Genomic DNA, 17,339 nt, shown 5'->3' with positions numbered 1-17,339 from the left:
CCGGAACCAAGCGATGTCCATTCTTGTCACACGGCCGCATCCCGACAATGTGGCGACAGCGGAAAATCTGCGCGCGCGGGGTCATGTGGTGCTGCTTGCGCCGGTGCTCAAGTTCGAGCCGGTCGCCTTTCATGACGAGAGTGAGACGGGCTACAGCGCCGTCATCGTCACGTCGGCCAATGCGATCCGTGCCGTCGCACCGCAATTGCCGGATCTTGGCCTCCTTCCGCTGCCGCTGTTTGCGGTCGGCGAGCACACCGCTGCCGCGGCGCGCGATGCAGGCTTTGCCGAGGTGGTGGTCGCCGGCGGCGATGCCGCGGCTTTGCGCGACAAGGTGATGGAGAGCGCGCGCAACAAGCGGCTGAAGAAAAAGAGCACGCTGCTTTATCTCGCGGGCGCGGATCTGTCGCGCGACCTCAGCGATGAGCTGGGCGCCGAAGGATTTAGCATCGTCACGCAGACGACCTATCGCATGGTCCCGGTCAAGCTGTTGCCGCGCGATGTCTGTGAGGGCTTTGCCGCCCATGGGATCGAGGCGGTGCTGCATTACTCCCGGCGCAGCGCGCGGGCTTTCCTGGAGGCCGCGCGGGGTGAAGGTGTCGAAATCTCGGCTCTGGCGATCCCGCAATGCTGCCTGTCCGAGACGGTCGCAGGCATATTGCGCGAGGCCGGTGCCTCGCAGGTTCTGGTGGCCGCGACGCCGGACGAAAATGCCTTATTTGACTCCTTGGAGCGTGCTTTGCGCACCCGTTTGGCGTAAGAGGTCGGGCCGAATCCCACGCAATCGGGTTCGTTTAGGGCATGTAAGTGTGAGGAACCGTCACGATGGCCGACGACAAGCCTGAAGACGCAGGATTGGCTCCCGAGTCCAGCCGTGCCAAGCGCACCCCGCCCACCATCGACCTCGAGGCAACCGAAATCTCCACCCAGCCGCAGGAGGTGGCGGGCCAGCCGCAGGCTGCGGCGACCGAACAGGCCGCGCAGGAGCAAGCCAAATCTGAAGAGGTCAAGCCCGAAGAGGCCAAGTCCGAAGCCGCCAAGTTCGACGAAGCTAATGCCGAGCCGCAGCCCGAACCTGCCGAGGAGCGGTCTTCCGTTGCGTCCGCGTCCGTATCGCCATCGATTTCACCTTGGGTTATCGCTCCGTTCTCGGGCGCGGTCGCAGCCGCAATTGTGATCGCCGTCGGCTGGATGCTGGGCTGGCCTGCGGTGCAGGCACCGCCGGCCGCTCCGCAAGTGACGGGCGCAACGGTCGATGCGCTGAGCGGGCGCGTTGCCGCGGTCGAAGCCAAGGCGGGCAAGCCTGCCGCCGATCCGGCCATGCTGGCGCGGATCGATGCGCTGGAGAAATCCGCAACCGGCCTGCGCAGCGATATCGCCAATCTGCGCGCGCAGTCCGACAAGACCGCGGGCGCCCTGAACGACGCGAAATCGGCGCCGCCCCCTGCCGCGCCCGATCTTGCCGCTCTCAACGACCGCCTCGCGCAGCTCGAGCGTGCCACCAAGACCGAACGTGCCGAACTCGCGCAGCAGGGCGAGAAGATTGCCGACGCGAGGACGATGGACGACAAGCCGCTGCGCCATGTGGTCGCGGCGGCCCTGCTCGACGTCGCCGTTCGCCACGGCGACGCTTACGAATCGCAGCTCGCCGCGGCGCGGTCACTTGCGGCAAAGCCCGATATGCTGAAGCCGCTCGACACCTTTGCACCGTCCGGCATTCCGACGCCGGTCGCGCTGAGCCGCGAGCTCCTCAATATCGTGCCAAAACTGTCGCCGCCGCCGGAAACCCCGGCCAGCAGCGCAGGCATCGTCGAGCGCCTTCAGGCGGGGGCGTCAAAACTCGTTCGCATCGAACGTACCGACGGGATCGGCAGCGATCGCGGCGCTATCGTCTCGAGGGTGACGGCCGCAGCGCTTCGCAACGATTTCGTGGAAGCTCGGCGCGAGGTGAAGACGCTGCCGGAGGCCGACCGCGCACCGGCGCAGGCCTGGCTCGACAAGGCCGATGCCCGCGACGCCGCGCTCGCGGCGTCCCGCAAATTCGCCGACGATGCCATGGCGGATCTCGTCAAGCCCGGTCAATAAAGATTCGCGCAATAATCCGCGCGTATAGGGATCGTCATGCTTCGCATCGTCCTCTTCCTTGTCCTGATCGCGCTGGCGGCGGCCGGCGCGGCCTGGGTCGCCGACCAGCCCGGCGATCTCGTCCTGACCGCAGGCGCGTTCCGCGCCACAACGACGTTGCCCAGGTTCGTGTTCTTGCTCGGCCTCTTTGCCGCGGCAGTCGTGCTGGTCTGGAGTCTCCTGACGATGATCTGGCGCGCGCCGGGGCGTCTGCGCCGCCGTCGTCACGAGAAGCGTCACGCCCGCGGCCGTCACGCCATCACCCACGGCCTGCTCGCGATCGGCCATGGCGACACCGCGCTTGCTCGTCGCCACGCCGACACCGCGCGGCGGCTGGCCGCGAACGACCCGCTCGCACTTCTCTTGCATGCGCAATCCGCGCAGCTCGAAGGCAATCGCGACGAAGCCCAGCGCGTCTTCCGTGCCATGGCCGAGCGCGAGGACACGCGCCTGCTCGGCTTGCGCGGCCTGTTCATCGAGGCGCAGCGCGCCGACGATGCGGTCGGCGCGGTGATGATCGCCGAGGAAGCGATCAAGCTGTCGCCGTCCTCGACCTGGGCCTCGCATGCGGTGCTCGGCTTCCGCTGCGCGCGCGGTGACTGGAGCGGCGCGCTCGCGATCCTCGATTCGAATCTGTCCGCGGGCCTGATCGACAAGCAGGCCTATCGCCGCCAGCGCGGCGTGCTGCTCGCCGCACGCGCGCTGGAATTGGAGACGATGGACCGCGATGTCGCGCGCGGGAGCGTGATGGAGGCGATCAAGCTCGCGCCGACCCTGGTGCCGGCCGCAGTGCTTGCCGCAAAATTCGAGAGCGAGGCGCATCAGGTGCGCCGCGCCATGAAGCTGGTGGAAGCCGCCTGGCTCGCCAATCCGCATCCCGACCTCGCGGATGCCTATGCGCATGTGAAGCTCGGCGATTCCGCACGGCAGCGCCTGCAGCGGGTCGAGACGCTTGCCGCCAAGATTCCTGTCGATAAGGCTGGTTATGCCGAGGGCCAGCTCGCGATCGCGCGCGCCGCGATCGATGCGTCCGAGTTTGCCCGTGCGCGCGAGGTGCTGGCGCCTTACATCAACGATCCGACCCAGCGCGTGGCGCTGCTGATGGCCGAGATCGAGCGCACCGAGCACGGTGACGGCGGCCGTGCCCGCGCCTGGACCTTGCGCGCGGTGCGCGCCCGCCACGATCCGGCCTGGACCGCGGACGGCTATGTCAGCGAGCGCTGGCGTCCGGTTTCCCCGGTCACCGGCCGCCTTGACGCGTTCCAGTGGCAAACGCCGGTCGCGAGTCTTCCTTCCGGCAAGGGCGACACGATCGAATCCTCGGCCTTCGAGGAAGCCATGCTGGCGGCCCCGCCGCCGAAGCGGGTGACGGCGGCCCCGAGCGAAAGCCCGGCGGAACCGCCGGTAACGGCGCCGGATCCGTTGCCTGCCGCACAGGACAATTCGCCCCCCGAAGTCAAAGAGGCCGCCAACGAAGAGCCGGTCGTCGCGCCCGCCGAGCCGGTTAAGCCGGATCCCGAGATCGCCGAATCATCCCCGGCGGCAGCAACGCCGGTGTTCCGGACCCGCGCCGACCTCGGCAAGCCGACACCAGCGCCTATTCCCGCCGTCATCCCGATCATCCGCGCCCCGGATGATCCCGGGATCGACGACGAGGGTCCGAGCGATGAATTTACGGAACAAATCGGCACGGCCAAGGTCCAGGCCGGCGGCTGGCGCGGATTCTGGTCCCGCTGGGGCGGGTGAGCGGCATTTCGAAGCCGGCTCCACCTTGCCAATTCGGGCCATGCCCGATATCACGATCGCGCGTATCGGGACCGGCATTGCCGTGTTCCGGCGGGGTTCGCCGCAATAGCTCAGTTGGTAGAGCACGTCATTCGTAATGACGGGGTCGGGGGTTCGAATCCCTCTTGCGGCACCAGCGCCTCAGTGTCCAGTCCGGAGACATCGGTAACAGGTCGTACCTAAGACATGGGTGACAACCTCGTGCCGAACGGGTTGTCGAGGGGTTGCAGGGTTTTCTGCTCCAGGTCGAAATATCCCAAATCATAGTGCATGAAGCTGGCGAGCCAAATGCCGTCGTCGACCTCCTTGATGCCGAGTTTCTGGCCGGCCAGCATGAGTGATCGTGATCACATAACCTCGCGATCGGCTCCCATAGTGTCCAGCTCACGCCAAACACGGGGAGAATTCATATGCGCAAGATCATTCTGGTAGCCGCCGCCATGGTGCTGGCCTCCGCATCTGCCCAGGCCGGCGGCCCGCGCGGCTTGTCACTGGCCTCGACCAACGAACAGGCTTCGGCTCCGCAAACGACGGCGACAACGAGCGCGCCGACGCAGGTGAGCGAAGCAGCGCCAGCCGCCGAAGCTCCGAAATATCTCGATCGCCCGCCCGCGATTTCGCTCACGGCCCCTGCTGCGACCGCGCCGACCACGACGATGGCGACGTCAGCACCCGCGGCGATCCAACCCGCCGCGAAGGCGGACAAGCCGAAGCACAAGCGCAGCTGGACCGAAGGTCGCATCATCGGCGAGCTGCATCGCCACGGCATCTATTGGTAAGGTGTCTTTGGTCCCAAAAGCATATGGCCGGGACTAGCCCGGCCATGACGCAAGAGTTTTTGATCTGATCGGGCGCGTTACTGCGAAACCGTCTGCACCACGTTTCCGATCGGACGCGCGCTCGAGGTCGGTACCTTCAGGTCCTTCAGCAGCGCCTCGTCATATTCCGGCAGCGTCTGGAAGGTCGTCTTCGCCTTGATCTGCACGATTTTGTAGCCGCCGGCCTTGAGCCGTGCGAGCAGCGTCGGCAGTGCCTCGCCGGTGTGCTTCTGAAAGTCGTGCATCAGGACGATGCCCTTGCCGAGCTTGTCGAGCTTGGTCATCACCGTCTCGACGATCTTCTCGGGGGTAGCGCCCTTCCTGAAGTCAAAAGAATCGAGATCTGTCGACCACATCGCGACGTTGCGGGTGCCGAGATAGCTCACCATTGCCGGATTATGCTGAAGCTGCGGGAAGCGGAAGAACGGCGCAGGGTTGGTGCCGAGCGCGAGCTTCACCGCGCTGAACCCCTTCTCGATCTCGTCCTTGGCCTGCTGCTCCGTCAACTTCTTGCTGTTGAGATTGAGGTGCGACCAGGTGTGTGTGCCGACCGTGTGGCCCTGGGCCAGCACCTGGCGCAGGATTTCCGGATGGTAGGTCGCGTGCTTGCCGACCGAGAAGAACAGGCCCTTGGTGCATTCATCCGCAAGCGCCTTCAGCACCGCGGGCGTGTTGACCGGCCAGGGACTGTCGTCGAAGGTCAGCACGACCTCCTTGTCGGTGAGGAAGTCGAACTGCTTGAAGGTTTCGAAGCCGAAGCCCGGACCGCCGGTGGTGTCGATCTCGACCACGCGGGACACGCCCAGTGCATTCGGATTTGCGCAGGTCGATTTCTGCTGCACCGGCATGGCCGGGGCTGGCGCCGGAGCGGGTAACGCCGGCTTGCCGGCGATCGCTGCAGTGGTCTCGACGTCATCCCTGGCGGCGAGCTTTGCCGGTGCCGGCAGTTGATCGGCGGCACGGGCTGCAATTGTCTTGGGAGCGGCCTGATCGGCGCGCGAGGAATAATAAAACCAACCGCCGGCGGCAATCACGACCGCTGCAACTACACTGGCCAGCATCAGGCCCAACGCATTACGCATCGCTACTCTTTCCAATTACGCAACCAAATCTGCGGAATTTCCCGCTCGCCGATCCATTAATGCGAAGGATCGGTTAACGTGACACCAACACGACAGCGGATCCGAAGGAATTTCAGCGGGGTGCGCCAAAGTGACCGATGTCACAGAGCGGGGGCCGCCCGTGACCGTCATCACAGTCGAAACTGTTTTGCTGGAGCATCGTCGTTCCCATCAACAACGGGCCCGGTTCCGCGGTGCCAATGGGAGCTTCAAATGACCATCTCGCTGAACACCAAGTCCTTGAGTAGCAAGATCCGCGACACCAGCCTGGCTCTGGGCTTTGCCGCCATCGTCTCGATCGCCGCAACCGGCTCGAGCTTCGCCTTCTCGTCCGAAGCGCAGCAGCAGTGCACCAGCGATGCCTTCCGCCTGTGCTCGTCGGAAATCCCCAACATCCCGAAGATCACGGCGTGCATGATGAAGCATCGTTCGGATCTGAGCGTCGGTTGCCGCGCGGTGATGGACAAGGATCTCGCCAAGGGTGGCGCGTCACGCAAGGTCGCTGACGCCCAGGACGGTTAGTAAGAGACGGTCAGTAACAGCAACGGTAACGATCGTTGCGTCGGTTAGCTCCCCTCGCGATGTGCCCCGGCGTCAAGCCGGGGCCACGCGGCGGCGCATACAGTCTGCGAATAAAGCCGTTGCGACCAGGAGATCGTCGCACTAGCTTCGCCCGCACGTTCTTCCGGGTAAGAGGCATTGCGCGATGACCAGATTTCTTTTCATTGTTTGTTTGATTGTGTGCGCATCGGGCGCGTCCGCGCAACAGCAGCCCGGACACGACGCCTGCGCACGCGACGTCACGCGCTTCTGCCGTCCGGTGATGAACAACGGCGATGGCGCCGTGCTCGCTTGCTTGAAGCAGAACCGTACCCGACTCAGCAAAGGCTGCGAGAAGGTGCTGACGGACCACGGGCAGTAGGACGCGGGGTCGGATTGCGAAAAACCTACGTGCTGCTCCCCGCCGCGGTCGCGACCACCGGTAGCACCTCTGTGCTGGCGCGATCCGGCGTGTCTTCTTTCCAGCGCACCGAGCCGAACGGGCGCTCCAGCATGCGGCGGATCCGCACCGGATCGGGGCCGATATGGAAGGCGATCGCCTCCTGATGCCGCGCGCGTTCGGACTGGGTCGAGCGGTTGCGCTGGCGCAGATAGTCGAGCCAGGTCGGACAGTGATAACGCTCGGTCCACAATTCGGGATCGGCGATGTCGCGCGCGATCGACCAGCCATAGGCGCCGTTGCGCTGCCTGGAGAGTTGCACGTCCTGCATCACGTTGTGAAAAGCGCGCGCGTTCTCCTGGCTGACCCGATATTCGATCTCGACCACCAGCGGCCCGCTGCGCGCCGTGAGCGACAGTTTGACTTCCGGATCGGCCAGCACATCGGCGTCTTCGTTGCGGGCACCGACGCGCGGCATCGTGAGCCAGATCCCGAGCACCGGCGAGATCAGCATCAGGCCGGCGGCCGTCAGCAGCGCAACCTCGACACCGGCATAGTCGGTGAGATGGCCCCAGCCCCAGGCACCGATCGCGATGCCGCCGGAAATCGAGGCCTGGAACGCCGCGAGCGAGCGGCCGGCGACCCAGCGCGGCGCCGAGAGCTGCACGCCGATATTGAACAGCGCGACGGCGGCCATCCAGACTGCGCCTGCGAGCACCAGCGCAGCCGCGGTCAGCACCGGCTCGGTGCTGACCGCGAGCGCGGCCATCGCAAACGCCATCGAGATGGTGCAGGCGCGGATCGCGGCTTCGCCGCTCATGCGCTTGCGCAATTCGTGGATGTTGAGCGCACCGACCACTGCGCCCATGCCGAAGGCGCCCAGCATGATGCCGTAGGTCTGCGCGCCGCCATGCAGCAGGTCGCGCGCGACCAGCGGCATCAGCGCCATGATGGCGCCGCCAATCAGGCCCATCACCAGCGTGCGCAGCAGCACGATCTTGATCGGCGGCGCATTAGTGATGTAGCGGAAGCCCGACACCATGGCACGGTTGAGCTTCTCCCGCGGAAGACGCGAGGGCTCGTTGTTGCGCCGCCAGAGCAGCAGCACCACCAGCAGCGGCAGATAGAGGATCGCGTTACACGCAAACGCCGCCACCGAGCCGAGCGCGGCGACGATGACACCGCCAACCGCAGGGCCGAAGCTGCGCGCGATGTTGTAGCTGATGCCGTTCAGCGCCACGGCCGAAGGTAGTGCATCGGGCGGCACCTGCTCGCTGACCGAGGACTGCCAGGCCGGACCGAACAGCGCGTTGCCGCTGCCGACCACGAAGCAGAAAGCGAGCAGCGTTTCCGGGGAGATGAGATTGAACCCGGCCAGGATCGTGAGCGCGGTCGCGCCAGTCAGCGCGATCACGAGCGCGATCAGGGTGACGATACGGCGGTCATACATGTCGGCGATGGCACCGGCCGGCATCGAGATCAGCATGATCGGCAGCATCAGCGCGGTCTGCACCAGCGCCACCTTGTCCGCCGAGGCCGCCATCTGCGTCATCGCCCAGGCGGCGCCCACGCCCTGGATCAGCAGGCCGAGATTGGAGAGCAGGCTGGCGAGCCAGATGCGCCGGAACACGGTGTAACGTAGCGGCGCGGTGATGCCGTCTGCGGCAATTCTCTGACGGTTCGTCTGCTCGGTCATATCCCCTTCCAGGAGGTCTGGCAGAAGTGGCTTCAGCGATTCCGGTATGTTCAGTGATGCCCGCGAAAGTCCTTCGCTGTCCAGTGGTTAGGCCGGTATAAGCGGTGCAAAGAGATGGTTTTGCCGGGGAGGAACACATGAAGCTGTCGCGACGGATGATCTTGCAAGGTGCGGGCAGCCTGCCTTTCGCAATTGCGAGCTTGCGGGCGGGCGCGTTGGCCCAACCCGCCCCCGCCGCGCCGGGCGAGGTGCCGCCGATCCTGTTCGTCCATGGCAATGGCGACTACGACGCGCTCTGGATGACCACGATGTGGCGGATGGAATCCAACGGCATTGCGCGTGACCGCATGCAGGCAATCAATTTCACCGATCCCAATGCACGAAGCGACGACAAGGTCGAGCAAGCGGGCCGCTCCTCGACCGAGGACCAGCGCCGCGAGCTCGCCGCCGCCATCGTTGAATTGAAGCGTCGCACCGGTGCATCCCGCGTGGCGCTGGTCGGCAGCTCGCGCGGCGGCTATGCGATCCGTAACGTGATCAAGAACGGCGGTGCCGGCGATGTCAGCCATGCCGTGCTGTGCGGCACGCCCAATCACGGCGTGTTCGCGACCGACGACCAGCTCAACAGCGAGTTCAACGGCCGCGGCGCATTCCTGCGCGGCCTGAACGATGGCAAGAGCGAGGTGACGCCGGGTGTTGCCTTTCTCACCTTGCGCAGCGACGGCATGGACAAATACGCGCAGGCCGATGGCCGCTTTATCGGCAAGCCGGGCACGCCAACTGGCGTCACCGTTGAAGGTCCAGAGTTGACGGGGGCTACCAATCTCGTGCTCGGCGCGCTTGATCATCGCGAGGTGGCGTTTCACCCCCGGGCTTTCCGCGAGATCTACAAATTCATCGCGGGACGTGAGCCCGCGCGCATCGCGATCGTGCCGGAGCAGAGCGTGAAGCTGGGCGGACTGGTGACGGGCACGCCGGGCGGCGCGCCGACCAATCGGCCGGTGGCGGGCGCAACCGTTGATGTCTTTCGCGTCGATCCTGAAACCGGTGAGCGCAAGGGCAATGCCGTGCACAGCGCGAAGACCGGCGCCGACGGCCGCTGGGGCCCGGCGCAGGTCGAGCCTTCCTGGTCGCTCGAGTTCGTCCTGACATCGCCGGATGCGCCGACAACGCACATCTACCGCTCACCCTTCCCCCGCTCGTCAGAAATGGTGCATCTGCGCGCCGCGCGCCCGCTCGGGCCCGCGGACAAGGACGCCGCGGCTGTCGTCATCCTGTCGCGTCCGCGCGGTTACTTCGGCTTGCCGCGCGACGTGGTGCTGCTCGACGGCAAGGGCCCGGCCGACGTCAAATCGGGCGTGCCCACGGATTCGACAGCAACACTGCGCCTTCCGGCCGGCGACGTCGGGCGTAGCATCGGGGCTCAATTCAACGAAGAACGAATTGTGGCACGCGCCTGGCCTGCCTCCAAGAACAGGATTGCGATTGCCGAGCTGACTTACTAGCTATTTGCCTGCGTCACCTCCGCGGGAGAGAGCCATGAATATCGCCAGCGTGCGTCGGCCCATCGTCCCTCCGACCTCGCCGCGTGCGCCCGACGATATGTCGTTCCTCGGCCGGCTTGCGGTGATCAAGCGGAACATGATCGCGACCTGGGGACAGCGGGCCTATGAGGAAGACGTCATCAAGGGCCGTTTCGTCTTCCGCAACAGTTTCATCCTGAACCAGCCGGATGCGATCCGGCACGTTCTGCTCAGCAATTACGAGAATTATTCGCGCACCCCGGCGGGCATCCGCATGCTGCGTCCCGTGCTCGGGGAAGGTCTTCTGATTGCCGAAGGCCATGCGTGGACGCATCAGCGCCGCACCCTCGCGCCGGCGTTCACGCCGCGCGCGACGGCAAACCTCGTCCCGCCCATGACGGCGGTGCTCGACGAGACTATTGTGAAGCTGGATGCACGCACGAGCGAGCCGGTCGATCTGCGCGAGATCATGCAGCGCATGACGCTGGAGATCGCCGGACGCACCATGTTCTCGTTCGGCATGGACCGGCACGGCCCGACCTTGCGCAACTTCGTCATGGAGTACGGAGCACGGCTCGGGCGGCCGTACTTGCTCGACATGGTGCTGCCGCTGTCCTGGCCGAGCCCGATGGATTTTGCCCGCGCCCGTTTCCGCAAGCGCTGGACTGAATTCGTCGCAATGCTGATCGCCGAGCGGCGTGAGATGGGCAAGAAGGACGGCGCGCCGCCGCGCGACCTGTTCGACCTCATGGACGAGGCGCGCGATCCTGAAACCGGCAAGGGCTTTTCCGACGAGCAACTTGTCGACGAAGTCGCGACCATGATCCTCGCGGGTCACGAGACCACGGCGACGGCACTGTTCTGGGCGCTCTATTTGCTCGCGCTCGATCCGGACACACAGGAGGAGGTCGCCTCCGAGACCCGTGGCGAGCACCTCGACAGCATGGCCGACATCGATCGCCAGAAGTTTACCCGCGCGGTGATCGAGGAGACCATGCGGCTTTACCCGCCGGCCTTCCTGATCGCCCGAGCTGCGCGCGAGAACGACAACGCGGCCGGCGTCGAGATCGGCAAGGGCGACATCATCATGATCGCGCCGTGGCTGCTGCACCGGCACGAGAAGCTGTGGGATCAGCCGAATGCGTTCATTCCCAAGCGCTTCATGGCGAAAGAAGCGCCCGACCGCTTCGCCTATTTGCCGTTCGGCGCGGGGCCGCGCGTCTGCATCGGCGCTCCGTTTGCGCAAGCCGAATCCGTGCTGGCGCTGGGCCGGCTGATCGGCGCGTTCCGTGTCGAGCTTGCAGATACGGCAAATCCCGTGATCCCGCTCGGCGTCGTCACGACCCAGCCGGACCGTTCACCCCTGTTCCGCATTACGCGTCGGTGAGAGGCGCTCGCCTCGCCGATGGCGTGATCCAACACAGATAGAGTTGCGCCATGAGCGATATCCAGGCCCAGTTTTCCGTTCTGAAGCAGACCGCCGATGCGAAGGTGGTCGACGCGATTGCGCGCCTCATCGAGGACGGCGAGGATCACGAGCTCAACCGCGTCAATGTCCTCGACTTCTCTAGGGAGCACAGCCTCGATGAAGAGCGCGTGATCTCGGCGTTCCTGCATTCGGCACGGCTCGGCCTGTTCGATCTCGGCTGGAACGTGCTCTGCCCGGGCTGCGGCGGCGTGCTGGGGGCGCATTCGACCCTGAAGGCGCTCAAGCCGGATGAGTATCACTGTGCGCTTTGCGCCTGCGGCTACAAGACCTCCGTCGACGATCAGGTCGAGGTCTCCTTCACCGTGAACTCGCGTGTCCGGCGCATTGCGGCGCATGATCCTGATACGCTTCCGGTGTGGGAGTATTTCAAGCAGGTGTTCTGGAGTTCGGGCGTCGACTTCAACAAGGAATCGTTCGCGACGCTCGCCAACGAGGTGACATTGGATACAATGGAGCTCTCGTCCGGCGAGAGGGCGACCATGTCGCTGCAACTGCCGAACGACTTCATCATCATCTTCGAGCCGGTGACGCACGCAGCCCATTTCATCGACGTGCAGGGCGAGCCGACCAAGGACCGTCAGCAGTTCGCCATCATGTACAACAAGGTGCAGGCGCCGACGGGAACCACGACCCTGCGGCCGGGCCCGCTACGGCTGTCGCTGGAGAATCAGGCCGGCGTGCGTGTGCTGCCGTCGGTGTTCATCGCGGCCGAGGCGCTCCATCATCTCATCGGCAAGCGCAAGCCGTTCCTGACTGCCAAGCGGATGCTGTCGAACCAGACCTTTCGCGATGTGTTCAAGGCGGACAATCTCAGTCTCGACCAGCGGCTCCAGATCACCTCGCTCACCTTCCTGTTCACGGATTTGAAGGGCTCGACCGCGCTCTACGAGCGTGTCGGCGATCTGGCCGCGTTCGATCTCGTGCGCGCGCATTTCCATGCGCTGCTCGAGATCATCTCCTCGGAGAGAGGCGCGGTGGTGAAAACCATCGGCGACGCCGTGATGGCGACCTTCGTCCGACCCGAGCATGCGATCGTCGCCGGCCTGCGGATGCGCGCAGCCATGGACGAGCTCAACAAGAAGCGCGGCACTGGCGACCTCATCGTCAAGATCGGCATCCATGAAGGCCCGTGCCTTGCGGTGATGCTCAACGAGCGGCAGGATTATTTCGGCCAGACCGTCAACATCGCCGCCCGCGTGCAGAGCCTGTCGACCGCACAAGAGATTCACATCACGGGGCCGGTGCTGGATGCGCCCGCGGTTGCCGAGCTGCTCCAGCAGCGTGCGATCAAGCCGATCCAGAAACAGGCGGCCCTGCGCGGCATCGCCGACAAGATGGTGGTGTACGAGATACCGTGAGGGGCGGATCACGCTCACCAAAGTCTTGCAATGACGGAGGTGGAACAGATTGCCGAAACGTAATCAGCGTGCGTAACTGACGCACGTTGCGCCGGTTGAGTTTCCCACTCATATAAGGCTGATAGCGGCCGCGCTCCCGCGGCTTCATCGATTTCGGTAGGACCTTATGCTCGACGGCCTGCGCCAATTCATCGCCGACATTGTTGCTCCTCATGCCCAGGACCGCGCATTCGGTGACGGTGATTACCGGCTGGCGGCGACCGCGCTGCTGGTTCATGTGGTCTCGCTCGACGGTCAGCCGACGGCTGCCGAGCAGAGCAAGTTGCACAGCCTGATCGAAAGCCATTTCGGGCTCGATCGCGGCACTGCCGATCGTCTGATCGCGGATGCGACGGAGGTCGAGGGCGAGGCGGTCGACCTCTATCACTTCACCAGCGTCATGATGCGCTCGCTCGACGAAGAGGGCCGCAGGCGCATCGTCCAGATGATGTGGGAGCTGGTCTATGCCGATGGCCAGGTTACTGAATTTGAGGACAATGTCGTCTGGCGCGCCTCTGACCTGCTCGGGATTTCCCAGCGCGACCGGATCGACCTGAAGCACGCGGTCGCAGACCGCGCCGGCGGCCCAGTCAAGGACAACGCGGTCGGTGGGTGATCTGTGCCAACACCGCGAATTGGCGGTTGTACAGACCACATGACGAAACTTTAATGTAGCCTCTGGGCTGCCTGGGTTCCGGATTCCCCTGTAAATCCATGGTTTTCCTGCTTCCCCGTTTCCCGCTCAAGTGGCTATGCGGCGGGCGCCGCTTGCCTGTCGCGCACGGCCCATGCTCTCGTTCCAGCATTGCAGGCCAAAAAACTTCAATTCAAGAGACTTCGATCGTGACTGAGCGGGTAACGTTGATCACCGGTGCCTCGGCGGGCATCGGCACGGAGCTGGCGCGTGTGTTCGCCGCGAACGGACACCGTCTTGCGCTGACGGCGCGACGGGCGGACCGGCTCGTGGCGCTCGCGAACGAGCTCGCCGCCAAGGGCGGCAAGAAGCCGATCGTGATCGCCTGCGATCTCGAGGACGCGGATGCCGGCGAGAAGATCGCCGCCGCACTCGCTGCCGAAGGCGTCGAGCTCGATCATCTCGTCAACAATGCCGGCTTCGGCGTATTCGGTGACGCAATCGAGCGCGACCGCGTCGAGCAGCTCGGCATCGTGGATGTCAACGTCCGCGCGCTGACGGATCTGTCGCTGCGCTTTGCCGATCAGCTCATCAGGAACAAGGGTGGTCTTCTCAATGTCGGATCGGTCGCCGGTTTTCTGCCCGGCCCCGGCATGGCCGTCTACTACGCGTCCAAGGCCTATGTGATTTCCTTCACCGAGGCCCTTCGGGCGGAGCTTGCACCGCACGGCGTCCGCGTCACCGTACTTTGCCCGGGGCCGGTGCCCACCGAATTCCAGGCGCGCGCCGGCGTTGGGTCGGGACATGACACGGCCCTTCTCAATGTTTCTGCCGCCGACGTTGCACAGCAGGCCTATCGCGGCCTGATGGCCAACAAACGGGCAGTGCTTCCCGGCCTGGGCATCAAGATTGTGCCGTTCGCGCTGCGTTTCTTCCCGCGCGGCTTCATCCTGTCCGCCACCAGCCGGTTCCAGAGGCAAAGGCAGTAAAGGGAGCTCCGAGTCCGTCGTGGCCCGGAGCTTGCTTCAATATCGGGCGTGTGTGCGCAAACTCACACGAAATTAACGATCGCTTAGTTATGCTGGCGCTCTGAACCGATAGCACTCGCAGAGACCATGTCGTTCCGGACGAACAGGTTTGGTGACGCAGAAGTGGTGCCCTTCCCCAGAAGGACGCCACACGTCGCCGCCTCCGAAACCCGGTTGCCGGTTCTGATGATCCTGCATCAAGAGTCCTCGACGCCGGGCCGCGTCGGCAATGCGCTGCGCGCGCTCGGCCATCGCCTCGACATCCGTCGTCCCCGCTTCGGCGATCCCCTGCCCGAGACACTCGACCAGCACGCCGGCGCCGTGGTCTTCGGCGGCCCGATGAGCGCCAATGATCCCGACGACTACATTCGCCGCGAGATCGACTGGATCGAAATTCCGCTCCGCGAACAGCGGCCATTCCTTGGCATCTGCCTCGGCGCGCAAATGCTCGCGAAGCAGTTAGGGGCCCGCGTCGCGCCGCATGCGGATGCCCTGACCCAGATCGGCTATTACCCAATCCGCCCGACAGAAGCGGGACACCGGCTCTGCCCGAATTGGCCGGCGCGGGTCTATCATTGGCATCGCGAAGGCTTCGAGTTGCCGGTCGGCGCTGAATTGCTTGCGGAAGGCGATGATTTTCCGGTGCAGGCGTTTGGCGTCGGCAACGCGTTCGGCGTGCAGTTTCACCCTGACGTGACCTACGCGATGATGCATTGCTGGACCACGCGCGGCTATGACGGCCTCAGCGCGCCCGGCGCGCGGCAGCGGCATCACCATTTCGCGGACCGTGCCGTCTACGATGCCGCCGAACGCGCCTGGCTCGATCACTTCATCGACGGCTGGCTGACGCGCCGGCCGATGCTGGCGCAAGCCGCCGAGTGATCGCGCCTTCTCAGGTCCTTGGCGCAAGCCCTTGTCTCATCCCTTTATATGCTAGGCTTGCCGCCAACGAGCGCGTGTGAAACTGCGCCGGCAAACAAAGGGAGAGCGCCATGGCCTATGAACACATTCTCTATGAGGTCAGCGACAAGGTCGCGACCATCACGCTCAATCGGCCCGACCGCATGAATGCGTGGACGCCCATCATGGAACGCGACGTGCGCCATGCGATGGAAGCATCGAGCGCGGATGAAAATGTCCGCGTCATTGTGCTCACCGGCGCGGGACGGGCCTTCTGCGCTGGTGCCGACATGGATGCACTGAAGGGGCTTGACCCCAATGACGTCAGGCGAGCGTCGAACCTGCCGCCCTTCGACATGAACCGGCGGCCCGACTGGCAGACGCGCTATGGCTTCTATCCGTCGATCGGGAAGCCCGTGATCGCCATGCTCAACGGGGCGACCGCCGGCATCGGCCTCGTCCACGCGCTCTATTGCGACCTGCGCTTTGCCGCCGACAACACCGTGTTCACCACCGCCTTCGCGCGGCGCGGTCTGATTGCCGAGCATGGCATCAGCTGGATGCTGCCGCGCATCGTCGGTCATGCCAACGCGATGGATATGTTGCTCTCGGCGAGGCGCGTGGGGAGCGACGAGGCATTGCGGATCGGTTTGGTGAACCGGCTCTGCCCGCCGGAAAAGCTCCGCGAGGAGACCTATGCCTATGCACGCGATCTCGCCGATTTCGTCTCGCCGAGCGCGATGGCCGTGATCAAGCGGCAGCTCTACGAGGTGCCGTTCCAGACGCTGGCGGAAGCGACGATCGAGGCCAATCGGGAAATGATGGTGGCGCTGAACGGCAGCGATTTCAGGGAGGGTGTGGCGAGCTTTATGGAGAAGCGGCCGCCAAGGTTTACGGGGAAGTAGGGGAGAATTTCGGATGGAGGCCGCCGTCGCCCCTTCGAGCTATGGTGCGGCAGCCTTCGCCACGAAGCGGCTTGCCGAGCCGAAGCAGGCGCAGCCTGCGAAGGCTGGTGGAGCCAGGCGGGATCGAACCGCCGACCTCGTCATTGCGAACGACGCGCTCTCCCAGCTGAGCTATGGCCCCTTTGCTGGCCGCTCTGGTCAATGCGGCCGACAACCGGGCGCCATTTAAGTCCCCGGCAAGGTCAAGTCAAGGACGGGTGCAACCCGGTTTTAGCCATCCCGGCACCGACTTCCCTTGTTTGGTTCGGGGGGAACCGATATCTAGCAGTCTTCCTCCCCTGCGAGCTCCCCATCAGATGCGTGCTATTCTCGAAATCATTCTGCTGATCTTGGACCTGTACGTCTGGCTCTTGATCGCCTCAGCCATCTTGTCGTGGCTCATCGCGTTCAACGTCGTGAATACGCGCAATCAATTGGTCGCAGCAATTGCCGAATTTCTGTACCGAATCACCGAGCCTCTGCTGGCGCCGATCCGGTCGATCATGCCAAATCTGGGCGGCCTCGATATTTCGCCCATTATCCTGATCTTGCTGATCTATCTGATCGAGAAGTTGATCGTTTACAACGTTATGCCTCTCGTCATCGGATATTGATGGAACCTTGGCGTTACGGAGCCGCAGGAATCAGCATCGCGCTGCGGGTGACGCCGCGCGGTGGCCGCGACGAGATCGACGGCATCGAGCAGCTGGCCGATGGCCGCAGCGTGCTCAAGGTGCGGGTGCGCGCCATCGCAGATGGCGGCGAGGCTAACAAGGCCGTTCTGGTGCTGCTGGCGAAATCGCTTGCCGTGCCCAAGGCCAGCGTAAAGCTCCTGTCGGGAGCGACCTCCCGGCTGAAGCAGATCGCGGTCGACGGCGATCCGGCGCGGCTCGGCGAAGCTCTGCGCCAGCTCGCATCAGCCAAATCGACAGACTGAGGA

At 64.6% G+C, this 17,339-nt stretch carries 18 protein-coding genes and 2 tRNA genes; 16 read left to right on the top strand and 4 right to left on the bottom strand.

Going from position 1 to position 17,339, the window contains the following annotated elements:
* The first annotated feature begins 13 nt into the window (after positions 1 to 13).
* From IVA74_RS36675 to IVA74_RS36660, 4 genes are all read left to right on the top strand, one after another.
* Positions 14 to 760: a uroporphyrinogen-III synthase gene (locus tag IVA74_RS36675; RefSeq protein WP_247352461.1), complete on the top strand. Its 747-nt coding sequence runs from the start codon at positions 14 to 16 to the stop codon at positions 758 to 760.
* Between the two features lie 65 nt (positions 761 to 825).
* A complete protein-coding gene (locus IVA74_RS36670) occupies positions 826 to 2,085 on the top strand; it encodes a hypothetical protein (protein ID WP_247352460.1) in 1,260 nt (419 codons plus the stop codon).
* 36 nt (positions 2,086 to 2,121) lie between these two features.
* Positions 2,122 to 3,870: a heme biosynthesis HemY N-terminal domain-containing protein gene (locus IVA74_RS36665; protein ID WP_247352458.1), complete on the top strand. Its 1,749-nt coding sequence runs from the start codon at positions 2,122 to 2,124 to the stop codon at positions 3,868 to 3,870.
* Positions 3,871 to 3,969: 99 nt separating this feature from the next.
* Positions 3,970 to 4,045: transfer RNA gene (locus IVA74_RS36660), tRNA-Thr, on the top strand.
* A gap of 43 nt (positions 4,046 to 4,088) precedes the next feature.
* Here the strand turns inward: IVA74_RS36660 and IVA74_RS36655 are convergent.
* Positions 4,089 to 4,244: a hypothetical protein gene (locus IVA74_RS36655; RefSeq protein ID WP_247352456.1), complete on the bottom strand. Its 156-nt coding sequence runs from the start codon at positions 4,242 to 4,244 to the stop codon at positions 4,089 to 4,091.
* Positions 4,245 to 4,319: 75 nt separating this feature from the next.
* Here IVA74_RS36655 and IVA74_RS36650 point away from each other — a divergent pair, with 75 nt between their 5' ends.
* Positions 4,320 to 4,688: a hypothetical protein gene (locus IVA74_RS36650; RefSeq protein ID WP_247352454.1), complete on the top strand. Its 369-nt coding sequence runs from the start codon at positions 4,320 to 4,322 to the stop codon at positions 4,686 to 4,688.
* Between the two features lie 77 nt (positions 4,689 to 4,765).
* Here the strand turns inward: IVA74_RS36650 and IVA74_RS36645 are convergent, their stop codons facing one another.
* Positions 4,766 to 5,809 carry a polysaccharide deacetylase family protein gene (locus tag IVA74_RS36645; RefSeq protein ID WP_247352452.1) on the bottom strand — a complete coding sequence of 348 codons (1,044 nt, stop codon included), beginning with the start codon at positions 5,807 to 5,809 and terminating at the stop codon, positions 4,766 to 4,768.
* Between the two features lie 252 nt (positions 5,810 to 6,061).
* Here IVA74_RS36645 and IVA74_RS36640 point away from each other — a divergent pair, with 252 nt between their 5' ends.
* On the top strand, positions 6,062 to 6,370 hold the full coding sequence (locus IVA74_RS36640; protein ID WP_247352451.1) for a hypothetical protein: 309 nt from the start codon (positions 6,062 to 6,064) through the stop codon (positions 6,368 to 6,370).
* Between the two features lie 184 nt (positions 6,371 to 6,554).
* Positions 6,555 to 6,770: a hypothetical protein gene (locus IVA74_RS36635; RefSeq protein WP_247352449.1), complete on the top strand. Its 216-nt coding sequence runs from the start codon at positions 6,555 to 6,557 to the stop codon at positions 6,768 to 6,770.
* A gap of 25 nt (positions 6,771 to 6,795) precedes the next feature.
* On the opposite strand, the gene IVA74_RS36630 is transcribed toward IVA74_RS36635, so the two are convergent.
* Positions 6,796 to 8,484, bottom strand: coding sequence for an MFS transporter (locus IVA74_RS36630; protein WP_247352447.1), 1,689 nt, complete (start codon positions 8,482 to 8,484; stop codon positions 6,796 to 6,798).
* A gap of 137 nt (positions 8,485 to 8,621) precedes the next feature.
* Here IVA74_RS36630 and IVA74_RS36625 point away from each other — a divergent pair, with 137 nt between their 5' ends.
* The 7 genes from IVA74_RS36625 (at position 8,622) to IVA74_RS36595 (ending at position 16,360) form a co-directional block, all read left to right on the top strand.
* Entirely contained in the window at positions 8,622 to 9,989 is a 1,368-nt protein-coding gene (locus tag IVA74_RS36625) for a hydrolase (RefSeq protein WP_247352445.1), read from the top strand.
* Between the two features lie 34 nt (positions 9,990 to 10,023).
* Entirely contained in the window at positions 10,024 to 11,394 is a 1,371-nt protein-coding gene (locus IVA74_RS36620; protein WP_247352443.1) for a cytochrome P450, read from the top strand.
* Between the two features lie 50 nt (positions 11,395 to 11,444).
* Positions 11,445 to 12,854 (top strand): adenylate/guanylate cyclase domain-containing protein, encoded by a 1,410-nt coding sequence (locus tag IVA74_RS36615; protein ID WP_247352441.1) that lies wholly within the window; start codon positions 11,445 to 11,447, stop codon positions 12,852 to 12,854.
* 166 nt (positions 12,855 to 13,020) lie between these two features.
* Positions 13,021 to 13,509: a TerB family tellurite resistance protein gene (locus IVA74_RS36610; RefSeq protein WP_247352439.1), complete on the top strand. Its 489-nt coding sequence runs from the start codon at positions 13,021 to 13,023 to the stop codon at positions 13,507 to 13,509.
* Between the two features lie 227 nt (positions 13,510 to 13,736).
* Complete coding sequence (locus IVA74_RS36605; RefSeq protein ID WP_247352437.1) at positions 13,737 to 14,516, top strand: SDR family oxidoreductase; 780 nt, start codon at positions 13,737 to 13,739, stop codon at positions 14,514 to 14,516.
* Positions 14,517 to 14,642: 126 nt separating this feature from the next.
* Positions 14,643 to 15,437: a glutamine amidotransferase gene (locus tag IVA74_RS36600; RefSeq protein WP_247352435.1), complete on the top strand. Its 795-nt coding sequence runs from the start codon at positions 14,643 to 14,645 to the stop codon at positions 15,435 to 15,437.
* A 110-nt stretch (positions 15,438 to 15,547) separates the two neighbouring features.
* Positions 15,548 to 16,360: an enoyl-CoA hydratase gene (locus IVA74_RS36595; RefSeq protein WP_247352433.1), complete on the top strand. Its 813-nt coding sequence runs from the start codon at positions 15,548 to 15,550 to the stop codon at positions 16,358 to 16,360.
* 105 nt (positions 16,361 to 16,465) lie between these two features.
* Here IVA74_RS36595 and IVA74_RS36590 read toward each other — a convergent pair.
* Positions 16,466 to 16,541 (bottom strand) — tRNA-Ala (locus tag IVA74_RS36590).
* A gap of 175 nt (positions 16,542 to 16,716) precedes the next feature.
* On the opposite strand from IVA74_RS36590, the gene IVA74_RS36585 reads away from it, so the two are divergent.
* The gene (locus tag IVA74_RS36585) at positions 16,717 to 17,013 is read left to right on the top strand and encodes a YggT family protein (protein ID WP_247352886.1); all 297 of its coding nucleotides are present in this window, start codon (positions 16,717 to 16,719) and stop codon (positions 17,011 to 17,013) included.
* Complete coding sequence (locus tag IVA74_RS36580) at positions 17,013 to 17,336, top strand: DUF167 domain-containing protein (RefSeq protein ID WP_247352432.1); 324 nt, start codon at positions 17,013 to 17,015, stop codon at positions 17,334 to 17,336. Before IVA74_RS36585 ends, IVA74_RS36580 begins: the two co-directional genes overlap by 1 nt.
* Positions 17,337 to 17,339: the final 3 nt, after the last annotated feature.

The organism is Bradyrhizobium sp. 132, from assembly GCF_023074185.1.
In the GTDB taxonomy this organism is placed as follows: Bacteria; Pseudomonadota; Alphaproteobacteria; order Rhizobiales; family Xanthobacteraceae; genus Bradyrhizobium.
This window is presented reverse-complemented; position numbering and strand designations above follow the sequence as displayed.

What these genes read in the sequence shown, in the direction of transcription:
- IVA74_RS36675 (WP_247352461.1), top strand. Translation starts at nt 14, where the DNA reads ATGTCCATTCTTGTCACACGGCCGCATCCCGACAATGTGGCGACAGCG.
- IVA74_RS36670 (WP_247352460.1), top strand. Translation starts at nt 826, where the DNA reads ATGGCCGACGACAAGCCTGAAGACGCAGGATTGGCTCCCGAGTCCAGC.
- IVA74_RS36665 (WP_247352458.1), top strand. Translation starts at nt 2,122, where the DNA reads ATGCTTCGCATCGTCCTCTTCCTTGTCCTGATCGCGCTGGCGGCGGCC.
- IVA74_RS36655 (WP_247352456.1), bottom strand. Translation starts at nt 4,244, where the DNA reads ATGCTGGCCGGCCAGAAACTCGGCATCAAGGAGGTCGACGACGGCATT.
- IVA74_RS36650 (WP_247352454.1), top strand. Translation starts at nt 4,320, where the DNA reads ATGCGCAAGATCATTCTGGTAGCCGCCGCCATGGTGCTGGCCTCCGCA.
- IVA74_RS36645 (WP_247352452.1), bottom strand. Translation starts at nt 5,809, where the DNA reads ATGCGTAATGCGTTGGGCCTGATGCTGGCCAGTGTAGTTGCAGCGGTC.
- IVA74_RS36640 (WP_247352451.1), top strand. Translation starts at nt 6,062, where the DNA reads ATGACCATCTCGCTGAACACCAAGTCCTTGAGTAGCAAGATCCGCGAC.
- IVA74_RS36635 (WP_247352449.1), top strand. Translation starts at nt 6,555, where the DNA reads ATGACCAGATTTCTTTTCATTGTTTGTTTGATTGTGTGCGCATCGGGC.
- IVA74_RS36630 (WP_247352447.1), bottom strand. Translation starts at nt 8,484, where the DNA reads ATGACCGAGCAGACGAACCGTCAGAGAATTGCCGCAGACGGCATCACC.
- IVA74_RS36625 (WP_247352445.1), top strand. Translation starts at nt 8,622, where the DNA reads ATGAAGCTGTCGCGACGGATGATCTTGCAAGGTGCGGGCAGCCTGCCT.
- IVA74_RS36620 (WP_247352443.1), top strand. Translation starts at nt 10,024, where the DNA reads ATGAATATCGCCAGCGTGCGTCGGCCCATCGTCCCTCCGACCTCGCCG.
- IVA74_RS36615 (WP_247352441.1), top strand. Translation starts at nt 11,445, where the DNA reads ATGAGCGATATCCAGGCCCAGTTTTCCGTTCTGAAGCAGACCGCCGAT.
- IVA74_RS36610 (WP_247352439.1), top strand. Translation starts at nt 13,021, where the DNA reads ATGCTCGACGGCCTGCGCCAATTCATCGCCGACATTGTTGCTCCTCAT.
- IVA74_RS36600 (WP_247352435.1), top strand. Translation starts at nt 14,643, where the DNA reads ATGTCGTTCCGGACGAACAGGTTTGGTGACGCAGAAGTGGTGCCCTTC.
- IVA74_RS36595 (WP_247352433.1), top strand. Translation starts at nt 15,548, where the DNA reads ATGGCCTATGAACACATTCTCTATGAGGTCAGCGACAAGGTCGCGACC.
- IVA74_RS36585 (WP_247352886.1), top strand. Translation starts at nt 16,717, where the DNA reads ATGCGTGCTATTCTCGAAATCATTCTGCTGATCTTGGACCTGTACGTC.
- IVA74_RS36580 (WP_247352432.1), top strand. Translation starts at nt 17,013, where the DNA reads ATGGAACCTTGGCGTTACGGAGCCGCAGGAATCAGCATCGCGCTGCGG.